General features: G+C 58.3%; 15 protein-coding genes. 12 read left to right on the forward strand and 3 right to left on the reverse strand.

Going from position 1 to position 17,870, the window contains the following annotated elements:
- Positions 1 to 311 precede the first annotated feature (311 nt).
- The 4 genes from HMPREF2999_RS06380 (at position 312) to HMPREF2999_RS06395 (ending at position 3,155) form a co-directional block, all read left to right on the forward strand.
- Positions 312 to 1,346: a polysaccharide deacetylase family protein gene (locus tag HMPREF2999_RS06380; protein ID WP_005505788.1), complete on the forward strand. Its 1,035-nt coding sequence runs from the start codon at positions 312 to 314 to the stop codon at positions 1,344 to 1,346.
- Positions 1,347 to 1,391: 45 nt separating this feature from the next.
- Complete coding sequence (locus HMPREF2999_RS06385) at positions 1,392 to 1,664, forward strand: hypothetical protein (RefSeq protein WP_230457242.1); 273 nt, start codon at positions 1,392 to 1,394, stop codon at positions 1,662 to 1,664.
- A gap of 175 nt (positions 1,665 to 1,839) precedes the next feature.
- Positions 1,840 to 2,295, forward strand: coding sequence for a helix-turn-helix domain-containing protein (locus tag HMPREF2999_RS06390; protein WP_246823094.1), 456 nt, complete (start codon positions 1,840 to 1,842; stop codon positions 2,293 to 2,295).
- Positions 2,295 to 3,155, forward strand: a complete 861-nt coding sequence (locus HMPREF2999_RS06395) for an IS3 family transposase (protein ID WP_070676584.1) — start codon at positions 2,295 to 2,297, stop codon at positions 3,153 to 3,155. The genes HMPREF2999_RS06390 and HMPREF2999_RS06395 overlap by 1 nt, the downstream gene beginning before the upstream one ends.
- 81 nt (positions 3,156 to 3,236) lie before the next feature.
- Here the strand turns inward: HMPREF2999_RS06395 and HMPREF2999_RS06400 are convergent, their stop codons facing one another.
- The 3 genes from HMPREF2999_RS06400 to HMPREF2999_RS06410 all read right to left on the reverse strand — a co-directional run bounded on the left by HMPREF2999_RS06400 (position 3,237) and on the right by HMPREF2999_RS06410 (position 6,189).
- Complete coding sequence (locus HMPREF2999_RS06400; protein WP_083315105.1) at positions 3,237 to 3,830, reverse strand: excalibur calcium-binding domain-containing protein; 594 nt, start codon at positions 3,828 to 3,830, stop codon at positions 3,237 to 3,239.
- Between the two features lie 264 nt (positions 3,831 to 4,094).
- A complete protein-coding gene (locus HMPREF2999_RS06405; protein ID WP_070676579.1) occupies positions 4,095 to 4,835 on the reverse strand; it encodes a DsbA family oxidoreductase in 741 nt (246 codons plus the stop codon).
- 229 nt (positions 4,836 to 5,064) lie between these two features.
- Positions 5,065 to 6,189 (reverse strand): polysaccharide deacetylase family protein, encoded by a 1,125-nt coding sequence (locus tag HMPREF2999_RS06410; protein WP_070676576.1) that lies wholly within the window; start codon positions 6,187 to 6,189, stop codon positions 5,065 to 5,067.
- A 177-nt stretch (positions 6,190 to 6,366) separates the two neighbouring features.
- Between HMPREF2999_RS06410 and HMPREF2999_RS06415 the strand changes: the two genes are divergently transcribed.
- The 8 genes from HMPREF2999_RS06415 (at position 6,367) to HMPREF2999_RS06450 (ending at position 17,787) form a co-directional block, all read left to right on the forward strand.
- The gene (locus HMPREF2999_RS06415; protein WP_070676573.1) at positions 6,367 to 7,476 is read left to right on the forward strand and encodes an App1 family protein; all 1,110 of its coding nucleotides are present in this window, start codon (positions 6,367 to 6,369) and stop codon (positions 7,474 to 7,476) included.
- Between the two features lie 774 nt (positions 7,477 to 8,250).
- A complete protein-coding gene (gene nrdH / locus HMPREF2999_RS06420; RefSeq protein WP_005505794.1) occupies positions 8,251 to 8,475 on the forward strand; it encodes a glutaredoxin-like protein NrdH in 225 nt (74 codons plus the stop codon).
- A gap of 74 nt (positions 8,476 to 8,549) precedes the next feature.
- Positions 8,550 to 9,080: a class Ib ribonucleoside-diphosphate reductase assembly flavoprotein NrdI gene (nrdI, locus tag HMPREF2999_RS06425; protein ID WP_070676571.1), complete on the forward strand. Its 531-nt coding sequence runs from the start codon at positions 8,550 to 8,552 to the stop codon at positions 9,078 to 9,080.
- Positions 9,053 to 11,233, forward strand: coding sequence for a class 1b ribonucleoside-diphosphate reductase subunit alpha (gene nrdE, locus HMPREF2999_RS06430; RefSeq protein WP_070676567.1), 2,181 nt, complete (start codon positions 9,053 to 9,055; stop codon positions 11,231 to 11,233). The genes nrdI and nrdE overlap by 28 nt, the downstream gene beginning before the upstream one ends.
- A gap of 147 nt (positions 11,234 to 11,380) precedes the next feature.
- Positions 11,381 to 12,358, forward strand: a complete 978-nt coding sequence (gene nrdF, locus HMPREF2999_RS06435) for a class 1b ribonucleoside-diphosphate reductase subunit beta (RefSeq protein WP_070676565.1) — start codon at positions 11,381 to 11,383, stop codon at positions 12,356 to 12,358.
- A gap of 333 nt (positions 12,359 to 12,691) precedes the next feature.
- A complete protein-coding gene (locus tag HMPREF2999_RS06440; protein WP_070676563.1) occupies positions 12,692 to 13,735 on the forward strand; it encodes a zinc-dependent alcohol dehydrogenase family protein in 1,044 nt (347 codons plus the stop codon).
- Positions 13,736 to 13,968: 233 nt separating this feature from the next.
- Positions 13,969 to 15,681 (forward strand): formate--tetrahydrofolate ligase, encoded by a 1,713-nt coding sequence (locus HMPREF2999_RS06445; RefSeq protein ID WP_005508799.1) that lies wholly within the window; start codon positions 13,969 to 13,971, stop codon positions 15,679 to 15,681.
- Positions 15,682 to 17,013: 1,332 nt separating this feature from the next.
- Positions 17,014 to 17,787, forward strand: a complete 774-nt coding sequence (locus HMPREF2999_RS06450; RefSeq protein WP_012903431.1) for an MBL fold metallo-hydrolase — start codon at positions 17,014 to 17,016, stop codon at positions 17,785 to 17,787.
- The last annotated feature ends 83 nt before the right edge of the window (positions 17,788 to 17,870 follow it).

The raw sequence follows: 17,870 nt of genomic DNA on the forward strand, positions 1-17,870 counted from the left end.
TTCTCCGCGTACTTGGTTGTACGATTGTGTGAACTTATATATTGAGGCCCCTTTCCCGGGCGCGTTGTGAGCGTGTTCTGGGGGAGGGGTCTTGCTGTACTTAGAATTGCACCTTGCGCTGTAGCTGGGGCTGTACTTGAATCTGTACCTGGATTATCTGGCGTGCGGGTAGCTTAGCGTACTGAGCGTGGTCTTCGGTGAGTGAGGGGACTGAAAGTACGTAGAGGTTCTTTAATAGCGCAGTTGTTAATCATTAAGTAATATTTTGAATTTTTCGATAGCTAACAGTGGTCTCATCATACACTCGTAATATGAACACTGTTCCACACCCAGAAACACCTATCGCTCCTCGTCAATCCGCTATTACTGATCCCACCGCTGACCGGGCGGTGGCGGGTGCTTCTGCCCGCGCCTCCATGGGGCGACGGGAACTCTTACAACACGTTGGTACCTTTGGTCTGGGCGCGGTGGGCTTCGGCGTGCTGGGTCTTGGCCTCACCGGTTGCACCACGTCCGCGGCGGATGACGCTCACGAGGTAACGGCTAGTGGGTCTGCCTCGGGCAGTACCCCGTCGAACACCCCGTCCGGTAGTGCGTCGGGTAGCGCCTCGGCGAGCCCTTCTTCGACCCCTTCCGCATCTGGCTCCGCAACGGGTACCCCATCCCCGACCGCCGCGGCATCTAAGACCGATTCTGCGACTGCGACCTCGTCGAACCCGGTTCCAGAAGCTCGTGCCTGGACTGGCCCGCAGACCGGCCTGCCCGGTGAGGGCAAGTATATTGCGTGGACGGTCGATGACGGCGCCGACCCGGAGGTGGTACGCGCCTACGCGGAGTTTTCCCGCCGTACCGGCACGCGCCTCACCTTCTTTATCAACGGTCAGTACCCGGCGTTTAGACAGCATCGTGACCTGTTGTTGCCGCTGGTGAAGAGTGGTCAGTTGCAGATTGCGAACCATACGTATAGTCATGCGGCGTTGACGAGCCTGACGGATGAGCAGATTGTTCAGGAGCTGACCCGTAATGATGAGGAGATTAGGCGGCTTTTTGGGGTGTCTTCGAAGCCGTATTTCCGCCCGCCGTACGGGTATTATGATGCGCGCGTGTTGGCGGCTGCGGCGTCGTGTGGTTTTACGCGCCCGGTTCTGTGGTACGGGTCGTTGGCGGATTCGTCTAATATTTCTTCGGCTGAGGTGTATGCCTATGCGGAGAAGTATGCATTGGCTCAGCATATTGTGATTGGGCATTTGAATTATCGGGGTGTGGTGTCTGAGCTGGACCGTATTCGGGCGTTGTTGGATCGGCGCGGTTTGAAGACGGTGACGATTCGCGACTATTACGGGTAGTGCGGGGGAACCCTGGCGGGGGTTCCGGTGGGTATACTGGGAGGCATGATGAAGCTTCCTCAGAACCCTCTCCTTCGGCAGGTGCACCGCTTCCGTGAGTCGCTGCTGCTTCTGCTGTATTACTCGCTGTCTTTTCTGGGTGTGCGGTGGATGCGCACGGGGCATCCGCGTGTGGCGGCGGTGTGGTCTGTTGGTTTGTGGCTGAATTTGGTGCTGCGCGGTATGGGCCAGCTGGTTCGTATGCTGGTGCCGGTCTTGCAGGATGCGGAGGCGCGCCGTGCTCGTGCTGAGCGTGCCCGCGCTTACCAGCCGCGCTAACCTCACCGGCTGAGCTGACAGAACGAAGCTGATACGACGAAGCCCCCTCGTACTAGAAATGAACTGCCTCCCGTTTCTTGGACAACAAAATTAAAGTCCAGGAAATGGGAGGCTTTTTATGTCTATAAATCTGGGATTAAGGCATGACCGTTTGCTTCGGGAACAGGCAGCGCAGATGTTTGAGAAGGGATGTGGCTATGGTCTGACCGCCAGGAAGCTTGGTGTGTCTGCCGCGACTGTGAGAGAGTGGCAGAAAATGTACCACGTCATCGGGAAGGACGGGCTTCTTACCATGGGAGTAAAGCGGACCAGATACGACTATGAGACCAAGGTTGCCGCAGCGAAGGCCGTGGTTGACGGTGGGATAAGTAAGCCTGAAGCAATGGCGCGCTTCGGTATTGCAAGCGTGACACCGTTGAAGCAGTGGTGCAGGCTATACCGCCAGGGCGGCGCGCAGGCGCTTAAGCCTAAGCCCAAGGGCAGGCCGAAGGGGTCGGTACGGGCGGTGCCACCAACGCGTGAGGAGGAACTCGCCGAGCGTGTGCGCAAGCTTGAGGCACAGGTGGCGTACCTAAAAAAATCGATTGCCCTGAAGGCGCAGAAGCGCTCCCAAACCGGGACAAAGCCCTAGTGGTCGCTGAGCTTTCAGGGCATGGACACAAGCTGTACGACCTCCTTGAGGCGGCAGGCCTTGCCAGGTCGAGCTACTACTACGCGTTGGCTCACCCCCAGCAGCCAACCAGAGCGCAGCTACGTCCCAAGGTCGCCCAAATCTTTTCGCGAACCCCCAACGGGTGCGGTCACAGGCAGGTAGCTATGTGCCTGCGCGCTGAGGAAGGGGTGCGCATCGCCGATAAGACGGTCTTGAAGATGATGCGCCAGATGGGGCTGCGCTGCGGTATACGCCGTGAGAGGGCCTACCACAGGTACAACTCCTACAAGGGGGAGGTGGGGCAAAGCTTCGCCAACATCATCGGTCGCAACTTCACGGCGACTGGTCCCTGGCAGAAGTTGGGTACCGATGTTACCGAGTTTAAGCTCTCCTTCGGTAAGGCCTACCTCGCTCCGGTCTACGACTTTGCCAGCAAAGAGATTGTTGCCCACTCCATCTCGATGTGCCCTAATCTTGCCCAGCAGCAAGAGATGCTTCAGGTACTCATGGATGCCAAGCCTGAAGGGGTTGAACCGATTTTGCATTCGGATATGGGGTGGCAGTATCAGCACGAGACCTATATCAGTATGCTCGCTGAGAATGGTTTTATCCAGAGTATGTCGCGTAAAGGCAACTGCATTGATAACGGTGCCACCGAGCAAGTCTTTGGGCATCTTAAGGATGGGTTTTTCCGTGGGCAGGATTGGCTGACTTTTGAGAGTTTTAAAGCTGACCTTGATGCGTATATTACGCATTGGAATACAGCAAGGCGTCAGGTAAAGCTTAAGGGCCTGACTCCGGTAGAGTACCGGGATCAGGCCCTGAGGGAAGCTGCATAGCGGCTGGTATTTAATGCGTCCAAGTTTCGGGGCGCAGTTCAAATAGTACGAGGGGGCTTCGTCATATCTGGGGGTAGAAGCTTAGTGCTTCTTCTTCGGCTCGCACGCCACGCCGTCACCGTCTTTATCTAGACCCGGGCGGTAACCCGGCTCGCCACGATGCAGGGGCGCCGCACCAGCCGCACGAGCATCAGCGCATGTTTCGTAGTAAACACTCGACTGCGCCGGGGCCTGCTGCACCGGCTGAGCGGGAGCCTGCTGTACAGGAGCCTCAGCCGCCGGAGCCTGCGCGGGCGCCTGCTGAACCGGCACCTCCGTAGCAACCTGAGCAGGAGCTTCCTGAACCGGTGCCTGCTGCGCGGGCGCCTCAGAAACCGGAGCCGCCGGCGCCGCCACAGAAGGCGCCTCAGCCGCCGGTGCCTGGGACGGAGCCTGTACGGGAGCCTCAGTCGTCGGAACCGCAGACGGGGTTACCGTCGGGGTAGGAGACTCCGAAGGAGTCGCAGACGCACTCGGAGAAGAACTAGGGGTAGCTGAAACCGAAGGGCTAGCAGAAACAGACGTCGACGATGACGCAGAAGGCGCAGGCTTCGGAGCGCGAACAGACGAAGAGCAACCAGTCAGCAGCAGAGCACCCGCAAGAACACCAGCGGTCGCGGTGTGAATTTTCAACACAATATTCCTTTATAAAGTGAGTGGACAAGTGTGTTCACCGTAGAACACACACTCAAGTGTAAATGAAAACGGCCTCATCCGCAGGTAATATTGAGCCCCCAAACATTTCTGACAAGGGAAGAGGCAACGTGCGGGCATAGCGAAGCCCCCTCGTACTAGAAATAGTACGAGGGGGCATCGCTATATCTGAGGCTGCATTAGCCAGGGGTGCTAGCCAGGGGGGGCTAGGGGAGTAGCACCCCCGCCGCGCACTTCCAGCGGCTACTAGGAGCAGTTGCCGTTCATATCGCAGGACGGACCCGCCTCCGCATCGCCGTCACCCGCAGCGTCACCAGCCGCGCCCGCCAGAGGGTTCAAAAACTCAACACGGTGAGTCTCCTCCCACACCTGACGCAGCGCCTGCACCAGCATCTTCGCAGGCTGCGCACCACTGACCGCCCACTTCGACTCAATCAAGAAGAACGGCACACCATTAATGCCCAGCTGGCGCGCCAACTGCTCATCAGCACGCACATCCGCCGCGTAACGGTCGCTCTTCAACACCGCCTCAACCTCGGCGGTATCCAGGCCAATCTCAGAAGCAATATCCAGAATTGACTCGTGATCCTGCACCGAACGGCCCTGCGTAAAGTACGCCAGCTTAAACGCCTCCTGCGCTGCCGACGCCAAACCCTGCTCCGCCGCATAATGAATCACACGGTGCGCATCAAACGTGTTACCGTAACGCGCCTGACGCCAATTGAAATCCAAACCCACCTCGCGGGCACGCTCCGCCAACGACTCCTGGCTCGCAATCGCCTGCTCCAACGACATCTGATACTTACCGGCAATCATCTCAGGCAGAGAACCGGCAGGATGCTCCGTAGCCGACGGGTCCAGCTCAAAACTATGCCACACCACCTCAACCTCGTCACGGTGCTCAAACTCGGCGAGCGCCTGCTCCAGGTTACGCTTGCCCACGTAGCAGAAGGGGCACACAATATCGGACCAAATATCAATACGCATGTTATCTATTCCTCTCATACTCGGATGCGGCACGTTGCCGCCTGTATGCTCACCTAACGCCCCGGCTGCCGTGTTTATTCCCGGCTATTCCCCAGCGGGTGTTCCCCAGAGTTTATTCCCACCGGGTACGGCAAAGCCCCCTCGCGCCGGTTCGTACAGAATCTTCTGTACAGGAATATCCGTACAGGAACCGGGTCAAGGGGGCTTAGCACACGCGAAATACGCGACCCTATCGGCGGGCAGCCGCCGGTGCGGTCGTGGCAGTAGCCGCGGGAGCAGTCGTAGCCGCAGGTGCGGCGGTCGCACGAGCAGCCGGAGCAGTCGTTGCCGCCGGGGCGGTCGTCGCCTGCTGGTTTGCCGCTGCCTCATCCTCATAGCGGGTAGTCGGTGCCTGAGTCGGAGCCTCAGTAGTCGGCTCCGGGGTAGGGGCCGGCGCCTCCGTAGTAGCCTCGGGGGAGGGGGTGTTCTCCTCCGGGGTGGGGGTCGGCGAAGGAGCCGCCGCCTTAATCTCTTCCTCGGATGCGTCACCGTAGTAGTCACGAACCGTCACCGCAGTCAGGCCGCGGTCATCAATCAGACCCTTCACCTTATCCAGAATCGGGATGATCGTCTCGTAGTTCAGGTGACCCAGCACAATCTGCTGCGGCAGCATGTAGCGGATGCAACGCATGTAAATCACGCGGGAGCTAGTCTTCGCCTCGTCACCGGTAGTGCCGTTCCACATGACCGGGCGGGTAAAACCAATCTCACCGGCAGCCTTCAGCACCGCATCGTTATAGCGGCCGTAGGGCGGGCGGAAGTACGGCTTCGACGAGACACCGAACATGCTCATAATCTCGTCTTCGTTACGCTGCAGCTCTTCCTTCACGCCCTCAGCGTCCAGGGTGGTCAGGTCAGCGTGGCTGTACGTGTGGTTCGCAACCTGAATCTGGCCACTCTGAACCAGCGGACGCAACAACGACACATGCTCCTTAAAACCGGTGTAAGAAGCGTTAATGAAGAAGGTCAGGCGAGTATTCGTACGCTTCGAGAACTCAGCGTAGCCGCGAATCGCCTCCGGGCTTGCGCCGTCATCAACAGTCCACGCAACATACTTGCCGTCACCAACGAGGGAGTTACCGATGCCGGGCCATTCGCGCGGCTTATCAACCGGGTTGCCAGCAGCGGCAACCGTCGGCGAATTCGTGGGTGCGGGGCGAGTAGCAGCAGCAGAGGTCTCGCCGCCAGCCTGATACGGAGTGAAATTACCGCTGGTGCCGTCGTAGTCATTCGACTTCTTCGAGCAGGCAGCAATCAGCGGAAGCATAGCAGTGCCGAGCACAAAAAGTCGGCGGTTAGGCTGTGAGTGGGTCATACTCTCCAGGATAACGCCCCCACCTGCAAGGAACGAATCTGAACAGCGAATACACCCTAAATAATGTGCACATCACACCCCGCGCTCAGCACCACAGTATTAATAGGTATAAAAACTAGGTATAAGAACACAAAATCCTAAAGCCGCAAGCCGGTAACGCTCCGCTACACTAGTGGGATGGAGAATTTGGGCACTCACGAATTGCGCAACCTTGTGAACGATGCTGCCGACGAGGCAGTCAACATCGGCTACCGTGTTGCAGACCGGCTGCACAGGTGGCGTGAAAAACGCGCCATCACCGCCGGTCGCGAACCTATCCTCGTGCCCACCGAAGGCTACGGCCGCGCCCCCTCCGAAGGAAACCCCGGCTGGGTCCGCATCATCGCCCGCGCACTCTACAAGACGGTCAATCTCGAACGTCTCCTGCAGGTCGTAGAAGGCACCCAAGACACCGCCAACCCCATGCGTGGCTGGCGCTCCTTCACCGCAACCGCAATGTCCGATGCGCCCGTCACCATCGTCATCGACGGCACCAAGTACGAGGCGTACACCGACCGCGGCGGCGTGCTCGACGTCAAACTCAGCATCGACCTGGAACCCGGCATGCACGAAGTCATCATGTACGTGCCCGGCTCCCGCGCCGTAGCAACCAGCGTCTACATCGTTCCCGAAAGCCAGAAGCTCGGCGTCATCATGGACGTCGACGACACCGTCATGGTCACCATGCTGCCGCGCCCCCTCGTCGCGGCCTGGAACTCCTTCATTCTCGACGAGCACGCACGCATCCCCACCCCCGGCATGGCGGTCATGACCGACCGTATCCGCCGCAGCCACCCGGATGCGCCGTTCATGTACCTGTCCACCGGCGCCTGGAACATCACCCCGACCCTGCGCCGCTTCCTCAGCCGCAACGGCTACCCGCGCGGCACGTTCCTGCTCACCGACTGGGGCCCCACCCCCGACCGCTGGTTCCGCTCCGGAACCAACCACAAGGTCGAGTCCCTGCGCCGCCTCGCCGAGGAATTCCCGCAGATGAAATGGATCCTCGTCGGCGATGACGGGCAGCGCGACCCGTACATCTACAACGGCTTTGCGGTACGCTACCCGGACAACGTGGCGGCAATCGTCATCCGCAACCTGACCGTGGGGGAGACCATGCTCGCCTCCGGCCGCGTGTGGAGCGACTACCGCGCCGAACAGATGATGCGCTCGCCGCTGTGGATTGAAGCCACCGACGGCGTAACGCTCAGCAAGAAGCTGCGCGAGCTGGGCCTGATTGATTTCTAACCGGTTACTGCTCGCCGGTTGCTAAAACCAGCGTGGATACCGAGTAAACCCACCGCAAATACCGCGAAATGCCGGTATATGCGGTGGGTTTTGGTGTTTCAGCGGAATTAACCAACTTAAACCCACGACACACCGGCTCACCAAAAAGAGTTAAAAATCTTTTCTACAGCCTTAATCACATAGCTTAAAGCCGCTCGAAGGGGGTTAACCCCCGCCTTTAAGAAAGTCCGTTCTGCTTTAAAACCGCGCCGTTCCGCGCAAGAATGGGCGAGAGTTAAGATTTCTTTAAAATCAAGCCCGAATCTTCCGGGTTTTATGCCCTCGAAAGCATACATGAGGTTAACTGAACCTCAACTCAGCGAGCGAATGAACCCTTAAAAATCCTGACCAACTTAAACCCCACCTGTGGATAACCCGGCACACCCCGCGAAAATACGGCGAACTAGCCCCGCGGCAGGGTGTGGATAAGCTGTAGGCACCCCCTCTTAAGTGGGTTCATCTGTGGGTTTATCGAACGAAACACGACCCTCGCACCACATCATCTTGTGGTGCAGAAAAATCTCGACACTAGATGTAGTATTAATACTCGGTTCCACCACTACGGCACTTTTAGGCGCCCTGCCCCAGTGCAGGAAACCGCCACGCCCCACTAGGAGGGGGCAGCGGACGGCACATCGCCCGCCGTAAACAACACGTGGAGAACCACCGACGAAACACGCCAGATTCATTCACGAGATAGCCCCGCCCGAGCGGGAGAAAGTAAGAGGCACTCCCATGGTAGTGACCGTGTACACCAAGCCCCAGTGCGTCCAGTGCAACATGACCTACCGCGCCCTCGACGCGAAGGGTATCAGCTACACCAAGGTTGATATCACCGAAGACGCTCAGGCCCTCGAAATGGTCAAGTCCCTCGGCTACATGCAGGCACCCGTCGTCATCGCAGGCGACGAGCACTGGTCCGGCTTCCAGCCCGACAAGATCAACGCTCTGGCAGCGTAACAACCCTGCCGAAACCCGTACAAACGGAAAATCGGCACGGAACCACACCGGCACACGAGAATAAGGAGTACAGATTGAGTACCGCCCTCACGCCCAACCCCGTCGACGAGCACGCAGAAATCCGGAAGATCCTTCTGGACGCACGCAACGCCTCCGAGGGTCGAGCGACCGAGGTCGAACTGGACGACACAGCGCCACTCATCGTGTACTTCTCCTCCATCTCCGGTAACACCCACAAGTTCGTGGAGAAGATCCGTGCCCGCCGCCTCCGCCTGCCGCTGCGCACCGGCGAAGACACCCTCATTCTTGATGAGCCGTTCGTGCTCATCGTCCCCACCTACGGCAAGCCTGAAGGCGCCGGTAACGTTCCCCCGCAGGTGGTTAAATTCCTGAACGTGGAGCAGAATCGCCACCACATGCTCGGTGTGATTGGCTCCGGCAACACCAACTTTGGTCCGCTCTTCGGTATCGCGGCAGACATTGTCGCCAAGAAGTGCGATGTGCCCGTGCTCTTCAAATTTGAGCTCATGGGCACCGATTCAGATGTAGAAAAAGTCAACGAAGGATTGGAAGCATTTTGGACGCAAAACTGCCCTCAGCACTAGAAACTCTCGGTGCAGGCCACAACGGCAAGAGCGTGCCCGAGAAGTTCAAGGGTATGAGCTACCACGAGCTGAACGCACTGCTGAACCTCTACGATGAGAACGGCCAGATTCAGTTCGATGCAGACCGCCAGGCTGCACGTCAGTACTTCCTGCAGCACGTCAACAACAACACCGTCTTCTTCCACGACCTGGAAGAGAAGATCGAGTACCTGATCGAGAACCAGTACTACGAGCCGGAACTCTTCGACAAGTACAACTTCCAGTTCATTAAGAACCTGTTCAAGCGCGCCTACGCCGTGAAGTTCCGCTTCCCGACCTTCCTGGGTGCCTTCAAGTTCTACACCTCCTACGCGCTCAAGACCTTCGACGGTCAGCGCTACCTGGAGCGTTTCGAAGACCGCGTCTGCATGGTCGCACTGCTGCTGGCAGAAGGTAACGAGAAGCTCGCCGAAGACATCGTCGACGAGATCATCTCCGGCCGTTTCCAGCCGGCAACCCCGACCTTCCTCAACGCAGGTAAGAAGCAGCGCGGCGAGCTCGTCTCCTGCTTCCTGCTGCGCATGGAAGACAACATGGAGTCCATCGGTCGCTCCATCAACTCTGCACTGCAGCTCTCTAAGCGCGGCGGCGGCGTGGCATTCGCCCTGACCAACCTGCGCGAGTCCGGTGCGCCCATTAAGAAGATTGAGAACCAGTCCTCGGGCGTTATCCCCGTCATGAAGCTGCTGGAAGACGCCTTCTCCTACGCAAACCAGCTCGGTGCACGTCAGGGTGCCGGTGCCGTGTACCTGCACGCACACCACCCCGACATCTACGCCTTCCTGGACACCAAGCGTGAGAACGCTGACGAGAAGATCCGCATCAAGACCCTCTCCCTGGGCGTTGTCATCCCCGACATCACCTTCGAGCTGGCGAAGAAGAACGAGGACATGTACCTCTTCTCCCCGTACGATGTGGAACGCATCTACGGCGTGCCCTTCTCCGACATCAACGTCTCCGAGAAGTACTACGAGATGGTCGACGATGCACGCATCACCAAGAGCAAGATCAACGCGCGTGAGTTCTTCCAGACCATCGCAGAGATCCAGTTCGAGTCCGGCTACCCGTACGTGATGTTCGAAGACACCGTCAACCGCGCGAACCCCATCGCCGGTAAGATCATCATGTCCAACCTGTGCTCCGAGATCCTGCAGGTTTCTGAGCCGTCCACCTACCACGCTGACCTCGGCTACGAGACCGTCGGTAAGGACATCTCCTGCAACCTCGGTTCGCTGAACATTGCACTGACCATGGACGGCGACGACTTCGGCAAGACCGTGGAAACCGCGATTCGTTCGCTGACCTCCGTCTCCGACCAGTCCGACATCCGCTCCGTACCCTCCATCGAGCGCGGCAACAACATGAGCCACGCCGTGGGTCTGGGCCAGATGAACCTGCACGGCTACCTGGCACGCGAGCACGTCTACTACGGTTCCGAAGAAGCACTGGACTTCACCAACATGTACTTCTACACCGTTGCCTACCACGCAATCCGCGCCTCCATGCAGATTGCTAAGGAACGCGGCCAGCGTTTCGAGGGCTTCGAGAACTCGAAGTACGCATCCGGTGAGTTCTTCGCAAAGTACATTGAGAAGGAATGGGCACCGCAGACCGAGCGTACCCGCGAACTGTTCGCTAAGCACCACATCCCCACCCGTGAAGAGTGGATTCAGCTGGCTGCTGACGTGGCACAGTACGGCATGTACAACCAGAACCTGCAGGCTGTTCCGCCGACCGGCTCCATCTCCTACATCAACGGTTCGACCTCTTCGATTCACCCGATCGCTTCGAAGATTGAGATCCGCAAGGAAGGCAAGCTCGGCCGCGTCTACTACCCGGCACCGTACATGACCAACGAGAACCTGGAGTACTACCAGGACTCCTACGAAATTGGTTACGAGAAGATCATCGACACCTACGCTGTGGCAACCCAGCACGTGGACCAGGGCCTGTCGCTGACCCTCTTCTTCCGCGATACCGCAACCACCCGCGATATCAACCGCGCCCAGATTTACGCATGGCGTAAGGGCATCAAGACCATCTACTACATCCGTCTGCGTCAGATGGCTCTTGAGGGTACCGAGGTTGAAGGCTGCGTATCCTGCATGCTCTAGCCCGAATGCTGTGACGCATTCAGCCTGAGCTGGCACACTATAACTAAAGACTGGAAGGGGCGGTTACGGTGAACACGCAAACCGCCTGCGCGACTGGCTGGGCGCGCGTGGCACTGTAACCGCCCCTTAAGAATCGGAGAATTACTAATGAGCGAAAAGGTGAAGCTCGTCGACCACGTGGTCGAGGCTATCAACTGGAACCGTATTGAGGACGAGAAGGACCTTGAGGTTTGGGATCGTCTGACCGGTAACTTCTGGCTGCCGGAGAAGGTGCCGCTGAGCAACGACGTGCCCTCCTGGAAGACCCTGACTGAGGAAGAGAAGCAGCTGACCATGCGCGTCTTCACCGGTCTGACCCTGCTGGACACCATCCAGGGTACTGTCGGTGCCGTGTCCCTGTTGCCGGACGCTGTGACCGCGCACGAAGAGGCCGTGTACACCAACATTGCGTTCATGGAGTCCGTGCACGCAAAGTCGTACTCCTCGATCTTCTCGACCCTCGCCTCCACCAAGGAGATTGACGAGGCGTTCCGCTGGGCTTCTGAGAATGAGCACCTGCAGAAGAAGGCGAAGATCGTTCTGTCCTACTACACCGGTGAGGACCCGCTGAAGAAGAAGGTTGCATCCACTCTGCTGGAGTCCTTCCTGTTCTACTCTGGCTTCTACCTGCCCATGTACTGGTCTTCGCACGCGAAGCTGACCAACACCGCTGACCTGATTCGTCTGATTATTCGTGACGAGGCAGTGCACGGCTACTACATTGGCTACAAGTTCCAGCGCGGCCTGGCGAAGGAGTCCGCGGAGCGTCAGGCAGAGCTGAAGGAGTACACCTTCAACCTGCTGTACGAACTGTACGAGAACGAGGTGGCGTACACCCACTCCCTGTACGACGGTGTGGGTTGGAGTGAGGACGTTAAGAAGTTCCTGCACTACAACGCTAACAAGGCTCTGATGAACCTGGGCTACGAGCCGATGTTCCCGGCGTCCGTGACGAACGTGTCCCCGGCGATCCTGTCGGCGCTGTCCCCGAACGCTGATGAGAACCACGACTTCTTCTCCGGTTCCGGCTCCTCCTACGTGATTGGTAAGGCTGTGAACACCGAGGACGAGGACTGGGACTTCTAAGGCTGAGAGTTCTAAGCCTTGGGACTTCTAAGCCCCCTTTCTTGCCTTTAGTTATGAGGCTGAGATAAACCGAGCGGAACCCCCGCGTGTCCACTGTGGATGCGCGGGGGTTCCGCCGTTTAACCGGGCTATTTAACGTGCCAGGATGCCCAGGCTTCCCCGGTTTAACCTGGCGTGGAAGCGCTGGGGAATCGGGGGAGTTGGAGCGGTCTTTCTGGTTCCGACTGTCGGAATTTTTACCTTCACCCCGTAGCATAAAAAATTATTGATATATCGGGGTGCGGGGCGTACTCTGATACGACTAACTATCAACGCAGATTTGAAAGGAACATCATGCGTTCAGTTGTTATGGAAGCCCCCGGCAAGGTCGTCGTCAACGAAGTCGACAAGCCGACCCTGCTCGAACCCACCGACGCCATCATCAAGCTCGCAGCATCCTGCATCTGCGGCTCCGACCTGTGGCCCTACCGCGGCGCACAGCCCGTCGACCACCGGGCAATGGGCCACGAATACATCGGCGAAGTCGTAGAAGTAGGCTCCGAGGTCACCACCGTAGCCCCCGGCGACTTCGTCGTAGGCTCCTTCTGCATCTCCTGCGGCGAATGCGAAACCTGCACCGCAGGCTACCCCTCCCGCTGCCTCAAGGCAATCGCAGCAGGTGACGCCTTCATCGGTGCACGCTCTAACGGCACCCAGGCAGAATACGCCCGCGTACCCTTCGCAGACGGCACCCTCGTCAAGACCCCCGCGACCCCCACCGAAGAACAGATCCCGCACCTGATGGCGGCATCCGACGTGCTCGGCACCGGCTGGTACGCAGCAGACGCAGCGCAGGCAGGCCCCGGCAAGACCATCGTCGTTGTTGGCGACGGCGCAGTCGGCCTGAGTGCAGTCATTGGCGCTAAGCAGCTCGGCGCGGAGAAGATCATCATCATGTCCCGCAACCCCGAACGTCAGGCGCTCGCTAAGGCATTCGGCGCAACCCACATCGTGGAAGAGCGCGGCGAAGAGGGCATTGCCAAGGTCATGGAGCTCACCGACGGCGTGGGCGCACACGGCGTCGCGGAGGCTGTTGGCACCCAGCAGTCCTTCGACCAGGCTCTCGGCTGCGTACGCCACGGCGGCTACATCGGCTTCGTGGGCGTTCCGCACGACAGCTCCATCGGCACCGATAAGCTCTTCGGCAAGCAGGTTCACCTGGAGGGCGGCCCCGCCCCCGTGCGCAAGTACCTGCCGACCCTCATCGACCTGATTTACAAGGGCGAAATTGAGCCCGGCCGCGTCTTCGACATGGTTCTGCCCATCGACGAGGCGGCTAAGGGTTACGAGGCAATGGACCAACGTACCGCCACCAAGGTTCTGCTGACCATGCCGTAATAGCCGGTCGTATCGCCGGTTCTTATACCGGTTCCTGTACCGGCAGCCCGGCGTGTATGCGCTACTAATCCCCGCACCGACCCTGCCGCTCCACGTGAGCGGAGGTCACCGGTTGCGGGGATTAGTGCATTAAAAATTGGGTTTATTTGCCACCTTCCGGCGAGGTGAGGGACAAATGAGTGAGCCAAGGCATAGAATAAAAGAGCATGATTCGTACAACTCGAAGGATGACAATGACGAAGAAGCCTTTCCCTTCCGACCTCGAAATCGCACTTGCCGCCGATCTTTGGCCTATCAATAAGATCGCAGCAGACAACGGCATCAGCGAAGATCGCCTTGAACCCTACGGCAAGTATGTCGCTAAGGTCCTCCTCGACGAAACCACTAACGCAGAGACCGCCCGCAAGCGCGGCTCCAAGTACATCGTGGTTACCGCAGTCACCCCCACCCCGCTCGGTGAAGGTAAGACCGCAACCTCCGTCTCCCTCGCACAGGGCTTCGCCCAGACCGGCCGCAAGGCAATCCTGGCTCTGCGTCAGCCCGCAATGGGCCCGACCTTTGGCATCAAGGGCGGCGCAGCAGGCGGCGGCTACTCCCAGATCGTTCCCATGGAGAAGCTGAACCTGCACCTGACCGGCGACTTCCACGCCGTCACCGCAGCGCACAACCTGCTTGCCGCCATGATCGACAACCACCTGCACCACGGCAACGAGCTGCGCATCGACCCGCGCGCAATCGAGTGGCGCCGCGTTATCGACATGAACGACCGCTCCCTGCGCAACATCGTCGTGGGCCTGGGCGAACGCATGGACGGCGTGGTCCGCGAGACCGGTTTCGACATCACCAGCGCCTCCGAAATTATGGTGATTCTCTCGTTGGCAACCTCCTTCAAGGACCTGCGTGAGCGCCTGGCAAAGATCGTGATCGGCCTGAACTACGACGGCGAGCCCGTCACCGCAGCCGACCTGAAGGCTGACGGCGCAATGTCCGTCATCCTGGCAGACGCTATCAACCCGAACCTGCTGCAGACCCTGGAGCACACCCCCGCACTGATTCACGCGGGCCCCTTCGGCAACATCGCAACCGGTAACTCCTCCGTGGTCGCCGACTACGTTGGTCTGGAGTACTCCGACTACGTGATTACCGAGGCTGGCTTCGGTGCCGATATGGGTGCGGAGCGTTTCTTCAACGTCAAGTGCCGCGTCTCCGGCCTGAAGCCGGACGCAGCAGTGCTCGTCGTGACCGTACGCTCCCTGAAGTCCCACTCCGGCCTGTACAAGATCGTTCCGGGCAAGCCCCTGCCCGAAGGCATGCTGCAGGAAAGCCCCTCCGACGTGGAGAAGGGCGCAGAGAACCTGAAGAAGCACATCGAGATTGTGCGCAACTTCGGTGTTCAGCCGGTCGTGGCAATCAACGCGTTCCCGACCGACTTCGAGTCCGAGCACGAGACCATTCGCCGTATCGCTGAGGAAGCCGGTGCTCGCGTCGCTATCCACCGCGGTGTGGCTGAGGGCGGTAAGGGCACCACCGACCTGGCAGACGTGGTTGCTGAGGCATGTGACGACGTTTCGGATCTGAAGTACACCTACGATCTTGAGGACTCCATCGAGACCAAGATTGAGAAGGTCGCCACCAAGGTCTATGGCGCGGACGGCATCTCCATTGCTCCCGCTGCCGCTAAGCAGCTGAAGCGTTTCGCTGAGCTGGGCTACTCGCACCTGCCCGTGGTTATCGCGAAGACCCACCTGTCCATCTCTTCGGATGCAACCCTGAAGGGCGCACCGACCGGCTGGACTCTGCCCGTGCGCGAGGTTCGCCTGGCTGCAGGTGCTGGCTACGTCTACGCTATCTGCGGCACCATGCGCACCATGCCGGGTCTGAGCAAGAGCCCCGCAGCTGAGCGCATCGGCTTCGACGAGAACGGCGTGATGGTCGGCCTGTCCTAAGGCTTGTCCTAAAGCGGCTGTTCCAGCTGATTTATAGCTAGTGGAGGCGGCGCTCCTTCCCCACAGCGGGGGAGGGGCGCCGCCTTTGCTGTGTGCTGCTGCGCTTTCACGGTGTGCCTGAGGCGGTTTTGCGGCGCTTGAGAGCAGGGGATGTGTGTCTGAAAACGAGTTGAAACCAGGCTGAAACTGGGCTGACATCAGGGGGAATCCAGGGGAGTGAAGGATTCTGGAACCCCTAGTGGAGGGGTATCTCAACCTATTATTGAGGGTTCTGGAGCGCCTGTTTTGAGGGCGGAATTGGTACTTGCTGGTTAATAATTGGGCTCTATTTATGCTTGAAGGTCAGGTTTTATTAAACAATCTATAGAGGTTGATTTTTGACCCACCTATTACCTTGCATTTTGTGAAAATATAGTACTGACTAGGTATTTTGCTTTTTCGGGGCGGGTTCATTGAGTGCACTTAGTGAACCTAGTGGGGGGTGTGATGTTATTGTTTTGTAATAAAACCTCTACTTTAGAGGGTACCTACAGGGGCAAAACAGACCAATTGATTTTGCCCTCGCGCGAATAATCGTGCAGATTTTGAACGGTGAGCGGTACATTTTTTCCGGTTAATGAAGTTGCAAGTACTTGAAGATACTTTCACCTTAACCCTCTACTTCCGCGGAATACCGGGCTAAAACCGGGCATTGAACCTTTGGGATTGCCGAGCGTGAAGCTTAAGTTGAAGGTGCACCGAAGTGTCAAAAGAGGGAAAATTTAAAATTATTTTGGGTGAAATAAGTCACACTAAAACTCGAAAAAAATGAAATTGGTACGTATGGATACCCTAAAAAACACCTGTTTTTATTACAGAATGATTACATTGAGGCGCGGGTCACTAAATCCGGCTCTCCGTACCAAATTGGGCGGTAAAACAGCCCCCAAAAAGTTCGCTACTATTGAGTCATCAAGTAATCGTGAGATTTCCAAAGTCCTCGGGTTGCTTGTGTTTGAGTGAGTGATAGATACCCCTGGGTGTCATGAGAAGCGACTGTGTATCGATGCGCAGTCGCTTCTCTGTTTAACTTTTGAATTTCAGTGGACTTTTGAATTTCACTGAACCCTCAGCCTGGCGGGATCCAGCTGGGACCTAATCCGCGCTGAACCCAATCTGTACTGAACCTAATCTGTACTGAGCGTGCTCCAGAATTCTGTTCCCTGTTTGTTCCCTGTGCATCCCGCACATGCAACCCGTGCATGTATCCCGCGCGTTCAACGCCGAATGCGCTGATAGGGGAGTATTACGCATAGATGCCTGCTGTGCGGTCACAACCCCTACACTGGAACTATGACTACTTACCCCGAACCCACCCTCATCTTTGAGAACCCCGAACTGACCGTCCGTGCGTTCAGTGTCTCCGAGATGGACAACAGCGTCTACCTCATCACCATGCGCGCCACCGGCGAGCAGGTACTCATCGACCCTGCAGACGACGCAGAAGAACTCTACGCTTTCACTCTCGACGCGCTCCTGAACGACTGCCCGCAGCTTGAACTGGCAGACGGCGAAGAACGCCGCGTGCGCGTCATGGAGAAGGAAGAGGACTTCAACTCCATCAGGCCCCGTGCGATCGGTCTGACCGGTATCCTCGTTACTCACGGCCACTGGGACCACATCCGCGCTATTAAGGAGCTCGACCACCTCACCGGTGCCGTGACCTCCGCGGGTGCAGCTGACGCTGCTGAGATTAAGGAGCTGGAAGACTACACCGTCGAAGAAGAACTGACCGGCGGCGAAAGCTTCGACTTCTACCTCTCCGACACCGTCATCCGCGCCCTGCACGTGCCCGGACACACCCCCGGATCCATCGTCTACACCCTCGAAACCACCTGGGAAGACGGCACCCCCGCAACCCTGCTGTTCACCGGCGACACCCTCTTCCCCGGCGGCGTGGGCAAGACCGACTCCCCGCAGCAGTTCGGTGAGCTCTTCTCCAACGTGCTCGAAAAGCTCTTCGGTGGCTTCGAAGACGACGCCATCGTGCTGCCCGGCCACGGCCGATCCACCACCCTCGGCGACGAGCGCCCCCACCTGGAAGAGTGGGGAACCCGCGGCTGGTAAACCGCGCCTGCCAGTCCGCCTCATATAAGTGCTGCACCCTCAGGCCTTCACCCGCCGCATAATCCCGCTGGTGAAAGGCGTGA

It is taken from the genome of Rothia sp. HMSC066H02, from assembly GCF_001814995.1.
Taxonomy (GTDB): Bacteria; Actinomycetota; Actinomycetes; order Actinomycetales; family Micrococcaceae; genus Rothia; species Rothia mucilaginosa.